Origin of the sequence: Vibrio sp. 2-Bac 85, assembly GCF_037546705.1 — a bacterium.
GTDB lineage: Bacteria > Pseudomonadota > Gammaproteobacteria > Enterobacterales > Psychromonadaceae > Psychromonas.
Genome location: NZ_JALAAB010000003.1, coordinates 272,429 through 290,997, shown reverse-complemented (window position 1 = coordinate 290,997; position 18,569 = coordinate 272,429). Strand labels below are relative to the sequence as shown.

14 protein-coding genes are annotated in these 18,569 nt (G+C 38.2%); 8 read left to right on the top strand and 6 right to left on the bottom strand.

Annotated features, from left to right (window positions below; genetic code table 11):
- The first annotated feature begins 259 nt into the window (after positions 1-259).
- Complete coding sequence (locus MT390_RS05670) at positions 260-1,990, top strand: hypothetical protein (protein WP_499440041.1); 1,731 nt, start codon at positions 260-262, stop codon at positions 1,988-1,990.
- Between the two features lie 427 nt (positions 1,991-2,417).
- Positions 2,418-3,713, top strand: a complete 1,296-nt coding sequence (locus MT390_RS05665; protein WP_166370871.1) for an NCS2 family permease — start codon at positions 2,418-2,420, stop codon at positions 3,711-3,713.
- 145 nt (positions 3,714-3,858) lie between these two features.
- On the opposite strand, the gene MT390_RS05660 is transcribed toward MT390_RS05665, so the two are convergent.
- Positions 3,859-4,791 carry a D-2-hydroxyacid dehydrogenase gene (locus MT390_RS05660; RefSeq protein ID WP_299660549.1) on the bottom strand — a complete coding sequence of 311 codons (933 nt, stop codon included), beginning with the start codon at positions 4,789-4,791 and terminating at the stop codon, positions 3,859-3,861.
- A 242-nt stretch (positions 4,792-5,033) separates the two neighbouring features.
- Here MT390_RS05660 and MT390_RS05655 point away from each other — a divergent pair, with 242 nt between their 5' ends.
- Positions 5,034-6,650, top strand: coding sequence for a B12-binding domain-containing radical SAM protein (locus MT390_RS05655; protein ID WP_499440039.1), 1,617 nt, complete (start codon positions 5,034-5,036; stop codon positions 6,648-6,650).
- A 154-nt stretch (positions 6,651-6,804) separates the two neighbouring features.
- Here MT390_RS05655 and MT390_RS05650 read toward each other — a convergent pair whose 3' ends face one another.
- Complete coding sequence (locus MT390_RS05650) at positions 6,805-8,433, bottom strand: NAD(P)/FAD-dependent oxidoreductase (RefSeq protein ID WP_499440038.1); 1,629 nt, start codon at positions 8,431-8,433, stop codon at positions 6,805-6,807.
- A gap of 78 nt (positions 8,434-8,511) precedes the next feature.
- Positions 8,512-8,709: a hypothetical protein gene (locus MT390_RS05645; protein ID WP_166370879.1), complete on the bottom strand. Its 198-nt coding sequence runs from the start codon at positions 8,707-8,709 to the stop codon at positions 8,512-8,514.
- A 136-nt stretch (positions 8,710-8,845) separates the two neighbouring features.
- Between MT390_RS05645 and sfsA the strand changes: the two genes are divergently transcribed.
- Entirely contained in the window at positions 8,846-9,541 is a 696-nt protein-coding gene (gene sfsA, locus MT390_RS05640; protein WP_499440037.1) for a DNA/RNA nuclease SfsA, read from the top strand.
- A 120-nt stretch (positions 9,542-9,661) separates the two neighbouring features.
- The gene (locus MT390_RS05635; protein ID WP_499440036.1) at positions 9,662-10,480 is read left to right on the top strand and encodes a fumarylacetoacetate hydrolase family protein; all 819 of its coding nucleotides are present in this window, start codon (positions 9,662-9,664) and stop codon (positions 10,478-10,480) included.
- Between the two features lie 198 nt (positions 10,481-10,678).
- Here the strand turns inward: MT390_RS05635 and MT390_RS05630 are convergent, their stop codons facing one another.
- Entirely contained in the window at positions 10,679-11,152 is a 474-nt protein-coding gene (locus MT390_RS05630; protein ID WP_166370883.1) for a peroxiredoxin, read from the bottom strand.
- A 287-nt stretch (positions 11,153-11,439) separates the two neighbouring features.
- Between MT390_RS05630 and MT390_RS05625 the strand changes: the two genes are divergently transcribed.
- Positions 11,440-13,683, top strand: coding sequence for a peptidase U32 family protein (locus MT390_RS05625; RefSeq protein ID WP_499440035.1), 2,244 nt, complete (start codon positions 11,440-11,442; stop codon positions 13,681-13,683).
- A gap of 347 nt (positions 13,684-14,030) precedes the next feature.
- On the opposite strand, the gene MT390_RS05620 is transcribed toward MT390_RS05625, so the two are convergent.
- Entirely contained in the window at positions 14,031-14,606 is a 576-nt protein-coding gene (locus MT390_RS05620) for a hypothetical protein (protein ID WP_499440034.1), read from the bottom strand.
- A 288-nt stretch (positions 14,607-14,894) separates the two neighbouring features.
- Here MT390_RS05620 and MT390_RS05615 point away from each other — a divergent pair, with 288 nt between their 5' ends.
- Both MT390_RS05615 and MT390_RS05610 read left to right on the top strand, forming a co-directional pair.
- Positions 14,895-16,511, top strand: a complete 1,617-nt coding sequence (locus tag MT390_RS05615; protein WP_166370889.1) for an ABC-F family ATPase — start codon at positions 14,895-14,897, stop codon at positions 16,509-16,511.
- Between the two features lie 249 nt (positions 16,512-16,760).
- Entirely contained in the window at positions 16,761-17,975 is a 1,215-nt protein-coding gene (locus MT390_RS05610; RefSeq protein WP_499440033.1) for a DEAD/DEAH box helicase, read from the top strand.
- 104 nt (positions 17,976-18,079) lie between these two features.
- Here the strand turns inward: MT390_RS05610 and MT390_RS05605 are convergent, their stop codons facing one another.
- A complete protein-coding gene (locus tag MT390_RS05605) occupies positions 18,080-18,556 on the bottom strand; it encodes a DUF3465 domain-containing protein (protein ID WP_240923594.1) in 477 nt (158 codons plus the stop codon).
- Positions 18,557-18,569: the final 13 nt, after the last annotated feature.

Below are 18,569 nucleotides of genomic sequence, written 5' to 3'. Positions count from 1 at the left end.
AAAGGGGTGGAGATCTTATAAGCCGTTACATTGTTTATAATATATGTAATTTAAAATTAAGTAACTTGAAATTAAGCACCTCGGTCAATTTTTAAATATATGATGAACAAATTTACTGAAACGTTTTATTGAAATAATTTACTCAAACAATTATTGGAAAATCGTTATCGCCACTAGTAAGCGATATAAACCTTACATTAGCAACGCATAGCGTTTGCTATTTATAACATCCTAATAAATAAATTTTGGAGTTTTAACTGTGAAAAAATTATTAATCCCTGCTGCTGTGGTAGCTATTGGCGCATTTGGCGCAGGCGTTTACTTATCTCAACAACCTGCAGCTGCTGCCTATAATGTTTTAAATTATGTCCCGTCAGACACTCCTTTTTTTGCAGGCCAATTAACTCCATTTCCAATTAAAGATTACATTGCTTCCGCGCCAAAATTAGTAACACCAAGCGACCAAGCAAAATTAGATGCATTGTATGAATCTGATGAACCAGGCCTGCACTTTGTTGCTAATTTAATCAAAGCTTATCAAGACGGCTTAAAAGATGCTGATTTATTAGTTAAAACCTTTGGATTGAGCGATCAAATCCGAGCTTACGCTTATACACTAGGGTGGCTGCCAGTTATAAAACTAGAAGTTGCTAACCCTCAAGCTATCTGGGATTTATTAGATAAAAATGAACAAGAAACAGGCTTTGAACATAAACAAGGAAAAATCCAAGATCTTGCTTACCGCATTTATACGATAACCCCACCCGATGAAGACGAAGTAGTTGATGTTATTGTGGTACAGGCCAACGGTATTTTAACCGTCACAGTAAAAACGCGATTTGTTTCTGAGCAGTTATTGGCAACCGCGCTCGGTCTAGAAAAAGTAACAGCACCAATATCAGATACCACATTATTAACAGATATCATTAAACAACATCAATTCTCTGATGCGAGTGTTGGTTTTATTAATCATGTTGAGATTATTAAAGGCTTAACAACAACCGACGGTAATCAATTAGCAAGACAACTAACTGAAATAACTAAGGTAGAAAATGATAATCCATTTGCCAGCTTACAAACACCTGTTTGTCATCAAGAATTCACTGGCATTGCAAAAAATTGGCCACGCACAGCCTTTGGCTACACCCAAATGGATATCAGTGAAACAGAGTCAACACTCGGATTTTCAGCGGTCATAGAAAGTAAAAATGCAGTGATTTTAAAAGCACTGAGCAGCATGCGAGGCTTCATCCCAAATTACACACAAAACTTTAACGACAGTGTTGTAGCAACAGCAATTGGCTTGAATGTTAGCGAACTCTCTAACGCATTAACCACTATTTGGGGTGATTTACAAAAACCAGCTTATCAATGTCAGCCATTAGCAGAACTACAATCACAAATTGCTGCGAATGGACAGTCGATAGCAATGGTTGGTATGAGTGCAAATATGGCAGCAGGTCTAAAAGGTCTTAGTGGTGCACTGTTTGATTACAGTATGAGTCAAACAGAACCAACACAATTGGATAGTTTTGACGCGCTATTAGCAGTACATGCTGATAACCCATTAGCTATTTTTAACTCCATTAGAATGTTTAGCCCAGAGCTGCAACAGGTTAATTTAAGTGATGATGGCAAAGCTATTTCATTAAAAGATTTATTCCCTGTACCGGTTGCTTTAAACATCAATCCTAAAATTGCCATCAAAGGTAAACATTTAGTGATTTATAACGGGACTAAAGGTGAGCAAGCCGCTGAAAAACTTGGACAGGAACCATTATCTGCTAATGGGCTGTACCAATTATCATTTGACGTAAATAAAATTCTTACACCTTTTGCTAGTGCAACACAGTTAATGTCTGGGGAATCAATCGCTGATGAAATGCAGTTCCTAATGGATTATGACGCACGTATGAATATCAATTTAGATATTAATGAGCAAGGTATTCGTTTTGATTCAACGGTGAATAATAAATCACCTCAACAATAAAAAGTAGCTTTACCCGTTACCATTGAGCATGCACATGCGCATAAATGGTAACGGGCAAATAACTCACCTCAAGTGATCAATATCATCAATTATCTCAAGCTAACAATAATTACATCAGCTGACAAAATGAGATATCAAACGAAAAGCTGACTAAGGTCAGTTTTTTTCAGCTCGTAAAAAGCCGCTTATTTTTTGATCTAAGCCAAACGAGATCTAAGTATCAATCAGATTAATTGCCCTTTTAGACTAGCTAATAAAATCAGTTCTTTTATAATTGCGCGAAATTCAAACAGAGAATTTGTTCATCTTATATCGATTATATTAAGTAAGTGATTTTGGCCAATAATTTAGATCGCTTAATTATTATCATGGATATCAATAGGTTGGAAGGAAATAGACCTCCACACGCGCGAGTAATGGAAAAATTATGTTAGAAAAATTATTTAAACTAAGCGAACACAACAGTAATGTGAAAACAGAGATTGTTGCAGGCTTTACCACCTTCTTAACCATGGCTTATATCATTTTTGTTAACCCATCAATGTTATCTGCAACCGGTATGGACTCGGGTGCTGTATTCGTCGCAACCTGTTTAGCAGCTGCAATTGGCTGTTTCATTATGGGTTTATACGCTAACTACCCTGTCGCTTTAGCACCGGGTATGGGATTAAATGCTTTCTTCTCATACACAGTGGTATTACACATGGGTTACAGCTGGCAAGTTGCTTTAGGTGCCGTATTCCTTTCAGGTGTTTGTTTTACCTTATTAAGTTTATTCAAAATCCGTGAGTGGATCATCAACTCAATCCCGCTACCAATGCGTAAAGGGATTGCAGCTGGTATCGGTCTGTTCCTAGGTTTAATTGCCTTAAAAAATGCCGGTATCGTAGTTGCAAATCAAGCGACATTAGTGAGTTTAGGTGATTTAACGGCATTACCAGCCGCTTTAGCTTGCTTAGGTTTTATTGCCATTATTGCACTTGCACACTACCGAGTTAAAGGTGGCGTGATGCTAGCTATCTTGGGTGTTACTGTTATCGGTCTATTAATGGGTGATATTCAATATGCAGGTATTATGTCAATGCCACCAAGTATTGCGCCTACTTTCATGCAAATGGATGTAGCCGGTGCTTTAAACGTAGGTATGATCAGCATTATCTTCGCATTCCTATTCGTGGATCTATTTGACACGTCAGGTACATTAATTGCGGTAGCAGATAAAGCAAAACTACTAGATAAAGATGGCAACTTACCACGTTTAAGCCGCGCACTATTAGCGGATAGTGGCGCTTCTATGGCGGGTTCAATGTTAGGAACATCTACAACAACAAGTTACATCGAAAGTGTATCTGGCGTTGCTGAAGGTGGTCGTACCGGCTTAACTGCTGTGGTTGTTGGCATTCTATTTCTACTTGCCCTATTTTTTGCTCCTTTAGCAGGTATGGTTCCAGCTTATGCAACAGCAGGCGCATTATTATATGTAGCAGTATTAATGGTTGGTGGTTTAAAAAGCATTAACTGGGATGATATTACTGAAGCCGCGCCCGTGGTTATTGTAGCCATCATGATGCCATTAACGTTCTCAATCGCTAACGGTATTGCGATTGGTTTCATTGCTTACGCTGCGATCAAAGTGGCTAGTGGTAAAATGAAAGAGTTAAGCGCAAGCGTTTGGTTCCTTGCTGTTTTATTCTTTCTTAAATTGGTTTTCTTTCCTGGTTAAGCAATCTGACTTGCAATAACAGATAAATATTAATTATAAAAATGCCGCGCTTATTATTTGAAACTAAATTATTAAAGCGCGGCATTTTTTATTCTAGAGATTAAAACCTAAATTTACTGTCTCTTTATACTGTTACATTAACTTACTAATTTGCTGCCACGTAGCTCTTGATGTTCTCCACCACTTTTTCTAACAAACATTGACGAGCTTCTACACTTGCCCAAGCGGTATGCGGTGTGACCACTAAACGCTGTGACGCTTTTACTGACAGATAAGGGTGATTTAATAACATAGGCTCTACCGCCAATACATCCGTTCCATGATAAATATCTTGTGTATCCAATGCCGTCGCCATTGCCTGTTCATCAATGATCCCACCGCGACCTAAATTCATGATCACCGCCCCCGCTTTTAATTGCTGTATTTGCTCAGCAGCAATTAAGTTTTCAGTTTGCGCATTAAGTGGCGCATGAATAGAGATGACATCACAGTCACTTAATAACGTTGCTAAATTTACCTGTTCAATGGACTGTTGTGAATTTTTACCTGAAGTCGAGTAATAACAAACATCACAACCAAAAGCAGTTGCTAGCTCTGCAACTCGTTGACCAATAGTGCCCATGCCAATAATGCCCCAACGTTTACCCTTTAACTCATAAAAAGGACGTTCAATATGAGTGAATACAGGGCTATCACACCAACCTTTTTTAGCAATATATTGGTCGTAATAACGGCTTTGATGTATTAATTGAAACAATAGAGAGAAGGTTGCCTGACTAACACTTTCCGTAGAATAACCCGATACATTCTTAACTGTAATACCCGCTTTCTCCGCGGCCTCTAGATCTACATTGTTAGTGCCTGTTGCAGCAATACAAATGAGCTTTAGCTGTGGGTTATCCGCCATATGCTGTGCAGTGATCAGTACCTTGTTAGTAATAACAACTTCCTGCCCTACTAACCGCTCAGCAGTTTGTTGTTCATCTGTTGTCTGGAAAACAGTTAACTCGCCTAAATGATCAAAAACAGATAAATCACTGTCACCTAATGTTAATGCATCTAATAAAACAATTTTCATTTCTATCCCTTAATACGAAAAAGCCAATAAATTGAGAGTCTTAGATATACAGGATTTTGATACTGGTTACCATTGCAGATGCAAAATCAACAAACTTTGTCGTAATAATTAATGCTTCTCTTTTCTCAAAAAATAAACCAAAGCCTCGCTTTTCTTAACGCAATAAATCAAGCACTGAATAAACTCATCGATTACTGTATTATTCGCGCATATTTCCTAAATACTGAAGAGCCTCAACTGCTATGCAACAATTCGACCATGACCTAACCATTATGCGTACAACGCTAAGTGAACCAGAGCCTGTCGCAAGCAGCCAAGCTAAGCCCGTAGCTATCAACGGGTCAGCCTCGCCAAAAATAGTATTAGCGACAATCAATGCTAAATATATTCATTCCAGTTTAGGTTTACGTTATTTATACGCCAATTTAAAAGATCTACAGCCTATCGCTGAAATAAAAGAATTTGTTATTCAAACTTGGCCTATTGATATCGTTGAGCAAATTTTAGCTTCCAAACCGACTATTGTTGGCTTTGGTGTCTATATTTGGAATATCGTCGAAACCACTAATGTGGTTAGCCTATTGAAAGTGATCGCGCCGGAAGTCAAGGTAGTATTAGGTGGGCCAGAGGTAAGTTATGAATCTGAGCAACAAGCGATAGTACAAGCTTCTGATTATGTATTAACCGGTGAAGCAGATATCAGTTTCTACGAATTATGTCAGGATCTAATCAATAACAATCCACCAGGCAATAAAATTTTGAAGTCTAAACCTGTGGATTTAAAAGACCTTGAAATGCCGTATCAGTATTACAGCGACGAAGATTTAAAGAATCGTTTATTGTATGTCGAAGCCTCTCGCGGTTGCCCCTTTAAGTGTGAATTTTGTCTGTCCTCTTTAGATACTAAATCAAATCCTTACGAGTTAACTGTTTTCTTAAAACAGATGGAAACCTTGTATCAACGTGGTGCGCGCAACTTTAAGTTTATTGATAGAACCTTTAATTTAGATATTAATACCTCGTTACAAATTATGCAGTTTTTCTTAGACAGAATGAGTGATGATTTGTACTTACACTTTGAAGTAGTGCCGGATCATCTACCTCGCAAATTAAAAGAGATGCTAGCGCAATTTCCTGAGGGCAGCTTGCAATTTGAAGTGGGTATTCAAACCTTTAATCAAGAAGTACAAGCCAATATTAGCCGTAAGCAAAACAATGCTAAATCCAAACAAAATCTGATTTGGTTAAAAGAAAATACCACCGCACATATCCATGCTGATCTTATTTTTGGCCTGCCCGGTGAAACCTTTGAAAGCTTTAAAGACAGCTTCAACCAACTATATGAATGCCATCCCCATGAGATTCAAATGGGCATTTTAAAACGCCTTAAAGGTAGCCCGATTATTAGGCACACTGACACCTTTGATTTACGCTTTAACCCACTACCACCGTTTAATATTTTAAGTACCGACAGAGTAGATTTTGCCACCATGCAGCTGGTTAATCGCTTTGCAAGATATTGGGATATGATAGGAAATTCAGGACGTTTTAAACATTCATTAGGGCATATTCTAGCGGACGACCCTTTTGAGCACTTTATGGCCATCACCAATTGGTTATTTGAAGAAACAGGACAAACGCATAAGATTAATCTAAAACGATTATTTGAATTAATTTCTCAATGTGTTGAAGCCTTATTTCCTGAAATACATCAAACACTATTACCTAAGATAGAATTAGATTACACCGCATCAAGGTTAAAAGGCGCATTTAATACCCTTAATCTTTATGGCGGCCAGAAAAAACAATCCACCAGTGGTAGTAAATTATTACAGCGACAAAAGCAACATATGCAATAGAAGTAATGAAAGTAATAAAGAAATAAGCTTTCAAATACAAAAAGGCCGCTGTGATTGATAAACCACAGCGGCCTTACTTTATAAAACACAACCGACTTGCTTTATAAAACTTAACAATCTAAATGTTTAAAAAGATGAGATATCTAGGAAAAGATTAAGCCTCTAAATCCGCTAACATTTTTAATGCCACCGCTTCCGCGATTTTAATACCATCAATACCCGCAGATAAAATACCACCAGCATAACCAGCACCTTCACCGCCTGGGTATAAACCTTGCGTATTAATGCTTTGTAAGTCATCGCCACGTTTAATTTGTATAGGTGATGAAGTACGTGTTTCAACGCCTGTTAACATCGCATCTTTACTATCAAATCCACGGATTTTCTTAGCAAAAGCTGGTAACGCTTCACGAATCGCATCAATTGCAAATTGCGGTAATGCATCACTTAAGTCAGTCATTTTTACGTTAGGTTTGTAAGAAGGCTCAACGTTCTCAAAGGGTTTACCTTTACCCGCAGCAAGGAAGTCCCCTACCATTTGTGCTGGTGCATCATAATTACTGCCACCCATTACATAGGCATGACGCTCTAATTTACGTTGCAATGCAACCCCTTGTAATGGGTCGTTATTAAAGTCTTCAGGAGAAATGCCCACTACAATCGCACTATTTGCATTACGCTCACTACGAGAATATTGGCTCATGCCATTAGTTACCACGGCATGCTCTTCCGATGTTGCCGCAACAACAACACCACCCGGACACATACAGAAGCTATATACACTACGACCATTTTTACAATGGTGTACTAACTTATAATCCGCAGCACCCAAAATTGGGTGCCCAGCATTAATACCAAAACGAGCTTGGTCAATCATCTCTTGCTTATGCTCAATACGGAAACCAATCGAAAATGACTGCGCATCCATATGTACACCTTTATCATGCAACATTTGGAAAGTATCACGTGCGCTGTGTCCAATAGCAGCGGTCACATAACGTGAGTTGATCACTTCTCCACCCTTTAAGGTCACGCCAGTCACTTGCTTTTTACCATCAACGTCTTCGATATTGAGTTCTTCAACACGCGTTTCAAAACGAATCTCTCCACCCAACTCAATGATTTTACGGCGCATTTTTTCCACCATAGTCACTAACTTATAGGTACCGATATGTGGTTTGCTCACGTAGATAATTTCAGCCGGTGCGCCTGCCGCAACAAATTCTTGTTTTACTTTTAATCCTTTAAAGCCAGGATCTTTAACTTGGCTGTATAACTTACCATCGGAGAATGTACCTGCGCCACCTTCACCAAACTGTACGTTTGATTCTGTATTAAGCTCACTCGTACGCCAAAAACGGAACGTATCTTTAGCACGCTCATGTACCGACTTACCGCGCTCTAATACAATCGGTCTAAACCCCATTTGCGCTAAAATTAAAGCAACAAATAACCCACAAGGCCCCATGCCAATAACAATAGGTCGCTCCGCTAAGTCTGCTGGAGCAGTAGCAACATATTGATAATCAGTATCCGGAGAAACACGCACATTTGGATCTTTTTCAAAGCTCGCTAATAACTTAGCTTGATCGACATCGGTCACGCTAACATCTAAAGTGTAAATAAGTGTGATTTGGTTCTTTTTACGCGCATCATATCCACGTTTAAAAACATAGATATTAACCAGTTGCTGTGCAGTTATATTTAACTTACTTAATACAAACTGCTGTAACGCACCTTCTTCGTGGTCCAGCGGTAATTTAACTTGGTTGAGACGTATCATGATGCACCTAAAAATTGGCTTAAAAAATAAGCGCGTAGTTTACGTGATCTACAATCAAATGGTAAGGTTTAATAAACCCTAATGTGCTTGTTTATGGATAGAGATAGGGATGCTACAGGGGATAGCCTGTAAACGTTTTGAACAGTTTGTCAGGCATAATTGTGAAACCTGTTGTTTTGACTCCGTGGTTAAACAGCGAAAATCAGCAGCACACAACACACCCTGTTCAAATAAATGCATTAATTTATCTTTATCAATTTCAATTTGAATAGTCATTTTAAACACACTCCTTTGAAGATAAGTGAAGAAAAAAGTTAATGATAACCATTATCACTTAAATAAAGCGCGATAACAACACACTTGTTACTTATTTGTTAAAAAGTACAACATCAATAAAGGTTATTAAACAATAATGATATTTGAAACTCCCTTTAAAAAAGCGACATTAATAAAACGTTACAAGCGATTCTTAGCCGATGTAATTTTAGAAGATGGCAGTGAAACAACTATTTATTGTGCAAATACCGGCGCAATGACGGGTTGTGCAACCCCAGGCGATAGCGTTTTATATAGCACCTCCAATAATAAAAAACGTAAATATCAATACACTTGGGAATTTACCCTCACTCAAGCAGGCCATTGGATATGTGTAAATACAGCCAAAGCCAATGCGCTGGTTGCACAGGCGATTTCTGAACAACAAATCCCTGAACTACTCGGCTATCAACAGTGCAAAGCAGAAGTAAAATACGGAGAGGAAAATAGTCGCATCGATTTTTTATTAAGCGATGACAATAAAGTGGATTGCTATGTAGAAGTAAAAAGCTGCACCCTATTAGACGAACGCAAACAGGCGGGTGATGGTTACTTCCCAGATGCAGTGACAACTCGCGGTCAAAAGCATTTACGCGAATTAATAGAAATGAAACAACAAGGCTATCGCAGTGTCCTATTATTTGCGGTATTACACTCCGCGATAAAAAGTGTGCAACCCGCAGACTTTATCGACAAAAAATATGCCGACTTATTCGCACAGGCAAAACAAGCGGGCGTTGAAGTCATTTGTTATTTCCCGAATTTAAGCAATATTGTTAACTCCCACACATGAAAATGAACAGTAAGCAGAGTAATCGCTAGCCTGAAAGTAGTGGTTATTAACAAGACTGTAATAGCTCTGGCATTTATTAAACCGGAACATTAATGGAACAAAAAAGACAGGAGTCTGATAATGAAAAAAATGATGTTAGTCATAGGATTAGTGACAGGGTTAAGCCTGCCCTCAATGGTCAGTGCCGATGTAAAGCAAATTGCACGCTTTGAGCACCATCAAACAATCAGTTATGGCGAAATTAAAGGAGATCTGATTCAACCGCTTAGCGGCGGGTTATCTACTCAGTTAACTGCCACAGGAGACCCTATTGCATTAGCAGAGGTTAAATTATTACTCCCCACAACGCCGCAGAAAGTATTTGCCGTAGGTATGAACTTTAGTAGTCATATCTCATCACCATCAAAAGCGCCACCGCCGTTATTTCTTAAATTACCTTCGTCATTAATCGCCTCAGGAGAAACTATTGCCCTACCTGAAGATGCAAATAACGTGCACTTTGAAGGCGAATTAGTATTAGTGATTGGTAAACAAGCTAAGCATATTAAAGAATCACAGGCAGAAGAAGTTATTTTCGGTGTATTAGCAGGCAATGATTTAACCGAACGTAGCTGGCAAAGTTCAGATTTGCAGTGGATGCGCTCTAAAGCCAGCGATGGATTCGGCCCTATTAGCTCAATCATTACAGTAGGTGTTGATTATAATAACTTACTCCTGACGACTCGCTTAAACGGCAAAATAGTACAGCAGGAAAATACTCAAAATATGATCCACAAACCAGCAAAAGTAGTCAGCTATTTAAGCCAATACTTCACCTTAATGCCCGGCGATTTAATCTTTATGGGGACGCCAGGTCGAACCCAAGCGCTGAATAATGGTGACACAGTATCAGTTAGCATCGATCAGGTAGGGACAGTGGAGAATAAAATTAAACGTTAAATACTCACAGTGACAACTGTGAAAATAACAATAACAGCAGCAACCTATTATATGTAAAGCTAAAAATAAACAGACAACAGAGAGATAACAAAGAAATAGGAAAGGTAGCAGACAACAAGAAATCCCTTACAACGGTATTGTAAGGGATAATTAATTAGCTCAAATGCAACTTTATGAAAATAGATGAGCCATCTAAAATTAAAGTGCAGCTAGCACTGTTTCTGCTTTACTTGCTTCAAACTCACCCGCTTCTTCAACGTTTAATAACGTAACGGTGCCATTTTCAATGACCATTGCATAACGTTGTGAGCGAACGCCACCGAATCCTGCAGTATCCATGGTTAAACCAAGTGCTTTAGAAAAGCTCGCATCGCCGTCGCCTAACATTAATAATTCAGATGCGTTATGTACTTCACCCCATGCTTTCATCACAAATGCATCATTCACAGCAACACAAGCGATCAAATCAACACCTTTTGCTTGAAACTTATCAGCAAGTACAACATAACCTGGTAAATGCTCTTCAGAACAAGTTGGCGTAAATGCGCCAGGTACAGCAAATAAGACTACTTTTTTATCTGCAAATAATTCAGCAACGTCATGATGAACCATACCTTCAGCAGTTAATTGGCTTAGGGTTGCTGTTGGTAGTTTTTGGCCTACTTCAATCATTTTATTATCCTTAGTTAATTTAAGTTACTTTTAATTACTTTTAGTTATTGCCATTACAATTGCTACTTTAAATATAACAATCGCGTCTATTAATATAATCAATAACAGGCTGTTACAGGTTAACAGTCTATCCCTAAACCAGCGAAACAAACACTGAATAATAAAGTGGCTATTCAATTACTTTTAAGTCGATTAACTCTAGCTCCCTTGCACGATGGCAAAACACTTTGGATAAAGGTAAACTCGCGCCTCAAAATAAAAATGAATTAAATAGATGGTGACAAGTTATGAGTAGAAAAATCGAATTATTAGCCCCAGGTGGTGATGTTGACGCGATTAAAGCGGCGATAATTGCAGGGGCTAACGCGATTTATTGCGGTTTAGATATTTTTAACGCTCGTAACCGTGCTGCCAACCTTTCCTTTGATGATTTAGTCGGCATCATCAAGCTAGCACATGAATATGAATGTGAAGTGTTTTTAACGCTTAATGTCGTGATCCTAGAGCATGAAATTCCAACGCTCACTAAACTATTAAACCAGCTAGTTAATACTGGTATCGATGGCATCATCGTGCAGGACTTAGGTATCTTTAACCTGGTTAAAAAGTTTTTCCCAAGCTTACATATTCATGCATCAACACAGCTGACAACGCACAATGAAGGGCAAATATTATTCCTTGCTAAAATTGGTGCAACCCGCGCTAATTTATCACGTGAATTAAACCTAACTGAAATCAAACTACTAACTGCTTTAGCACATGATAATGAAGTATTAACCGAAGTGTTTGTACACGGTGCATTATGCATCGCGTTTTCAGGGCAATGTTACTCAAGTTCAGTGAGTGTCGGTAACTCAGGTAACCGTGGTCGCTGTAGCCAAGCTTGTCGTGATGAATATGAAGTGACAGCTGCAGGCAATAAATTCCCACTTAACTTAAAAGATAACTCTGCGTGGTTTGATTTACCTGATTTAGTAGAAGCCGGTGTTGACTCATTAAAAATTGAAGGTCGAATTAAAGGCGCACAATACGTGCATACGGTTGTGGATAGCTGGCGTCAGCAGATCAATACTTTTGTAGATACCGGTAAATTATTAGCCGATGACTCTGCTTTATACAAAGTATTTAACCGTGATTTCACTAACTCGTTTTTGAAAGGCAACCTGACTAAAGATATGTTTATCGACAATCCACGCGATAACAGCTTTACCCATGCCAATGAAAAAAACAATGCGATTTCAGTAGTACAAATTCAAGAAGTACAACAGGACTTACGTGACGATAAAAATAAAATCGTTGATGAAGTTGCCGCTAAAGTCGCAACCTTAAATATCGATAAAAGCGATTTATCATTAAGCTTCTCTGGGCAATTGAATACTCCGTTCAAAGTGACTATCGTCATTGATGAAAAAACCTTTGTTGTTAAATCAAACTCAAACATGATTGCTTCTGAGCAATCAGCAGTCACTGTTGAAGCCATTGAAAAACGTTTTAAAAGCTTTAAAAATAGCCGTTACAACGTTGCTGACTTTGACTTTTCGCCACTGGATGATCATTTAACTATTCCATTTAAAGAGTTAACGGAAGTTAAAAATAAAGTCGCTTATTATTTAAATGGCGAAAAAGACGTGATCCCAGCGGTCACTTTACCGCCATTAACTTCTCACCCTAAATTAAACGAAAAGCCAACGTTATCAATATTAATCAGCGATGAAAAAGATGCACACTTAGGTGACTTAACCGATGCTGACATCTACTTTAAATTACCCGAAAGCTTTAAAAAACGCTGCAACAAACAACGTGATATTTTAGTGCGTAATCCGCGCTTTATTCCTTGGTTCCCAGCGGTATTAATCGGTAAAGATTACATTGAAGCGGTACGCATTTTAGAAGAGTTGAAACCTGCTCGTATTGTTACCAATAATACTGGTATTGCATATAAAGCCTTTGAAATGGGTATTGAATGGATTGCAGGTCCGTTTTTAAACACCACTAACTCCTATGCATTATTAACCATGCAAGAAGAGTTAAATTGTGCCGGTGCGTTTATTTCAAACGAAATTAATCGTAACCAAATTAAAAATATCAAACGCCCTGCTAACTTCAAAATGTTATACAGTATTTACCACCCTATTTTGATGATGACTAGCCGCCAATGTTTCTTCCAACAAACCGTGGGTTGTAACAAACCAAGCATTGAAGATGGTTGTATGTTGAAGTGTCAAAAAGCGACGACAATTACCAACGTGAAAGGTATTTCATTTGCCGTAGATAAGCAGTTAGGTGGTTACCCAAGTATTTATAACCATGAACAGTTCTTAAATTTTGATGCTGTCAGAGATTTCTCAGATTTGTTTGATGAGTTCTTTATCGACCTAACGGATATTGGTTCTGGTTCAAAAGAGAAGCAGGATAAAGCGCAGTTAATTAAGCACTTTGAAGATTTCTTAGATGGCGATCAGCAAGCAGCAGCAACGGTTACAGGTATGGTGACAGTTGCGACCAATGCGCAATATCAACAAGGGTTATAAATTAGATTAGTTTGGTGTAAGTTCGTCTGCGCTCATCGGGGCTTTTAGATTACGACTGACCTTGGTATTTCGCCCTGACGGCGACTTTACTTTCTCTTGGTCAGAAGAGAAAGTAAGCAAAGAGACTGACACCGAATCATTTTCAAATCCTAATAATAAATTGCTTTATAACGCAGCGGCTCTTACAGCACATCCATGTGCTGAACGAACCTAACCCAAACGTCCTGTTTGGCTTTGCTAAAAGCAATCCATTATTAGGGAAAATTCAACGGTGGAACAGTACTACCTACATTGATTGATGTGTTAAACTTGTAGTAGATTTATATGTTGCTAATGAGTATCTAACTTCATCTATTCTTACGTATAGATAAAAAACGAGATTTCGCTTGAGGCATATACTTTTTTTGTACTTGTTTAGCTCTAAGTTTATCTTCAATGCGTTGAATTTTAAAATACCAACTAATAAACCCGATTAAAGACATACAAAATCCAAAGAACATCCCATAATTTTGAATAAACTTTAGAAAATTTAGCCTAGTTAAATAGTATTTCACTTCATCGAGTTTGATTTTATGTTTTGCCATAGCAATCTTTGAATTTTTTATTAATGCGGATACTTTATCATTTCGATCGTTAAGTATAACGCCAGTACTTTTGATAGCATCAAGCTCTTCATTCGTTTTTATTTCAGCTTTAAGTTTATTTTCTTCTAACTTTAATAAATATTCAATCTCACGACTCTCCTTCGACAAAGCACTCGATTCAATACTTAAAATAACCCCATTAAGTTCAATATTCCTGATTTTTTCTGATGTTATATAAATAATATATTCTGGTATAAATATAAAAATAAAAAAGATCCAAAGACCTGAAATTGACAAAAATTTATATAGGTTATCTGTTGGGATACTAGGTAATTGCATGAAAATTCTCTATAAAAAATTTTAAAAAAATACAAATGGAATAGCTTTAGAATAAATCATAAATGTATTATTACATATATTTAAAACTGATTAATAATACAGCAACCTCCTTATCTAAGCCTCTGTATCAATGTGATTAAAAATAAAACAAAAAATAACCTGCTTTTACTCACATAATTCGACATTTTAATTGCTTAATCTGTATACTTCGCGACCTTATTATTTCTGCAACGCTGTTAATCACTTTTAGGTGAATAAGTGCTGCTCTAAACTGATGGAATCTTGACTTTGATATCTACCGCAAACATTACAATGCAATTTGGCGCCGAGCCTTTATTTGAAAATATTTCAGCCAAATTTGGTAACTTTAACCGCTACGGGTTAATTGGTGCTAATGGTTGCGGAAAATCAACTTTCATGAAGATTTTGACCGGTGCACAAGAGCCAAGCTCAGGAAACGTATCATTAGATCCGGGTGTGAAAGTCGGTACGTTAAGCCAAGACCAGTTTGCTTTTGAAGAGTACACAGTAATTGACGCCGTTATTATGGGTGACAAAGCGTTGTGGGAAATCAAAAAAGAGCGTGACCGTATTTACGGTTTACCAGAAATGACTGAAGAAGACGGCATGAAAGTTGGTGAGCTTGAAAGTGAGTTTGCTGAAATGGATGGTTACACTGCTGAAAGTCGTGCTGGTGACATTTTATTAGATGCTGGTATTGAAGAAGAGTTTCACTTTGGTTTAATGAAACAAGTGGCACCGGGCTGGAAACTGCGAGTTCTATTAGCACAAGCATTGTTTGCAAACCCTGACTTATTATTACTCGATGAGCCAACCAATAACTTGGATATTAATACCATTAACTGGTTGTCTGAAGAGTTGAATAAACGTCGTTGTACTATGGTTATCATCTCGCATGACCGTCACTTCTTAAACTCTGTGTGTACGCACATGGCTGATATTGATTACGGTGAATTACGTATTTACCCAGGTAACTACGAATACTTCCTTGAAGCTTCTTCACTGATCCGTGAGCAGTTATTATCTGAAAATGCGAAGAAAAGTGCTGAAATCGACGAACTACAAGACTTTGTAAACCGTTTTGGTGCCAATGCCTCTAAAGCGAAACAAGCAAGTTCACGTGCTAAAAAAATGGATAAAATCAAACTTGATGATGTTAAATCAACAAGCCGTATGCACCCTTCTTTATCTTTTGATGAAGGCAAGAAAATGCATCGTCAAGCGTTAGTATTAGAAGGTCTAGGGCATGGTTTTGAAGAAGGGCCATTATTTAGTGGTGGAGACCTTATTTTAGAAGCCGGTGCTAAACTTGCTATTATTGGTGAGAATGGTGTGGGTAAAACAACCTTCATGCGTTGTTTAGTGAATGACTTACAACATAACGAAGGCGTTGTTAAATGGTCTGAAAATGCGTCTATCGGCTACTGCCCACAAGATAGCACTGAAGATTTTAATAACGACTTAACCTTGATGGACTGGATGGGTCAATGGCGTACTAGCAAACACAGCGATTTAATCGTGCGTGGTATGTTAGGTCGTTTATTATTTACCGATGACGATGCAAACAAAAAAGCACGTAACTGTTCTGGTGGTGAGAAAAACCGTCTGTTATTTGGTAAGTTAATGATGCAAGACATCAACGTGTTAGTAATGGACGAACCCACTAACCACATGGACTTAGAAGCGATTGATGCATTAAACAATGCATTAAAAGAATTTAAAGGTACGCTTATTTTTGTAAGTCATGACCGTGAATTTGTATCTTCATTAGCAACCCGTATTGTTGATATTAAAGAGACAAAAGTGGTTGATTTCCAAGGTACTTATAACGAATACCTAGCAAGTCAGTCAGAAGCAAAAAAATTAAGCTTAAACCTACAATAAAGCACAACACTTCAAATCAGTAGTTGCGTTCAGCGCTGCTGATTTGAAACATTAAGAAACAAAGAAATAAAGACATAAAAAAAGAAGCAATAAATAAAACCGAATAACTCATAAAACCTGTCACTTTTCCATCTTTGTCATGCCCCTCATCGTTTAGCTTTTGCGACTGTGAGATACGCTTGATACTTTGCTTATGTAAAAATGTGGCCGTTTTATACCATTTTAACTTGATAAGTAGAGACAAATAACATGCCTTTTTCATCCCTTGGATTAAGTGATCCAATCGTACAAGCCGTAACTGAACAGGGTTACACTGCGCCAACACCTATCCAAGAAAAAGCGATTCCTGTTGTATTAAAAGGAAAAAACCTGATTGCCGCGGCGCAAACAGGTACCGGTAAAACTGCAAGTTTTGTATTACCTATTTTACAAAAATTAATTGATGCGCCATTGGTTCGCCCTAAACGTGTGCATGCGATGATTTTAACTCCGACGCGTGAGCTGGCGATTCAAGTGGAAGCTAATATTCAACTTTATGCCAAGCACCTTAATATTACTTCGATGGCGATGTACGGTGGCGTCGATGTTGAACCACAAAAGCAAAGCTTGATTGAAGGTGTTGATATTTTAGTAGCGACGCCTGGTCGTTTGTTAGATATGTACACACGTCGTGCTATTCACTTTGATGAAACCTCTATTCTAGTGATTGATGAAGCCGACCGCATGTTAGACATGGGCTTTATTAGTGACATCAACAAAATCGTTGAGAAGTTACCAGAGCAACGTCAAAACCTGTTATTTTCAGCGACTTTATCAAAGCAAGTACGCTTTTTAGCAAGAACAGCGGTGACCGATGCGGTAGAGATATCAATTGCACCAGAGAATGTTACAGTGCCTAAGATTGCACAACGTTTGATCACTGTCGATAAAGAGTTTAAATCGGCATTATTAAGCCATTTGATCCATGAGAATAAATGGCAGCAAGCCTTGATATTCATTGAAACTAAACGTGGTGCTGCTAAATTAGTTAGCCAATTAGAGAAGCGAGAGATTGCCGCAGAGTCATTCCATAGTGGGCGTAGCCAAGCAGTGCGAGAGCAATTAATGGCAGACTTTAAAGAAGGTAAAATTCAGTTCTTAGTGGCAACGGGCATTGCCGCTCGTGGGATTGATATTGATGATTTAGAACGTGTGGTTAACTATGATTTACCCGATGAAGCTGAAGATTATGTACATCGTATTGGTCGTACTGGTCGTGCTGGCGCTGAAGGTGAAGCTATTTCATTGGTATCGCGTGATGACTTTAGAAACCTATGTGCTATCGAACGTCATTTAGGTTACTTCATTAACCGTGAAGTGATTGAAGGCTTTGAAGCGAAGTTGGTTGTGCCTGATTCAAACGCTGCACACGCACCGAAAAAAGCGCAAAAAGGCCGTCGTCGCCAATCATCGATCAAACGCTAGAATAATATTAGCGATTACTTGCCTTAAAAGTGATAAACAACCTTTCAGGTTAATTAATGAGCTCGAATGCTGAGCTCATTTAAAGATTAACGGCACTTCTGTTGTTATTGATAAACTAGACCAGCATGCCTTAACCACCCATCGATATGACGTTGCTTAGGATCTTTATGCGTCCAATGCATCACACCACCGCGTTTATTCCATTCGTATTCACCATAAAATTCAATGCTATCGCCGACTTTTAGAGTATTTATTCTTGGCGCTAAATCTATATTATGTGCGACTAATATTGTTTGCCCAGTATTCGTTTTTATAATAAAGCGTTGATGCTGAGAACCTTTTAGGTCATCAGCAAGTAGCTTGATCACCGTTCCTTTACCAGCGATCTGTAGATCAGAGCGTTTATCTTTAAAAGCATCACTCAGACGTTGTTCGCTATTAGCTGAAACGCTGACTGTGTAAACCGCTTCTTTTGTCTGTTCAGCTGTTGCTAATGACTCTGAACTAACTCCATTAGGTTGGCTTTCGTTATTACACGCCACAAGCAACAGCGCTAACAGCATAAACATACTATTTTTCATCAATGCTTTTCCT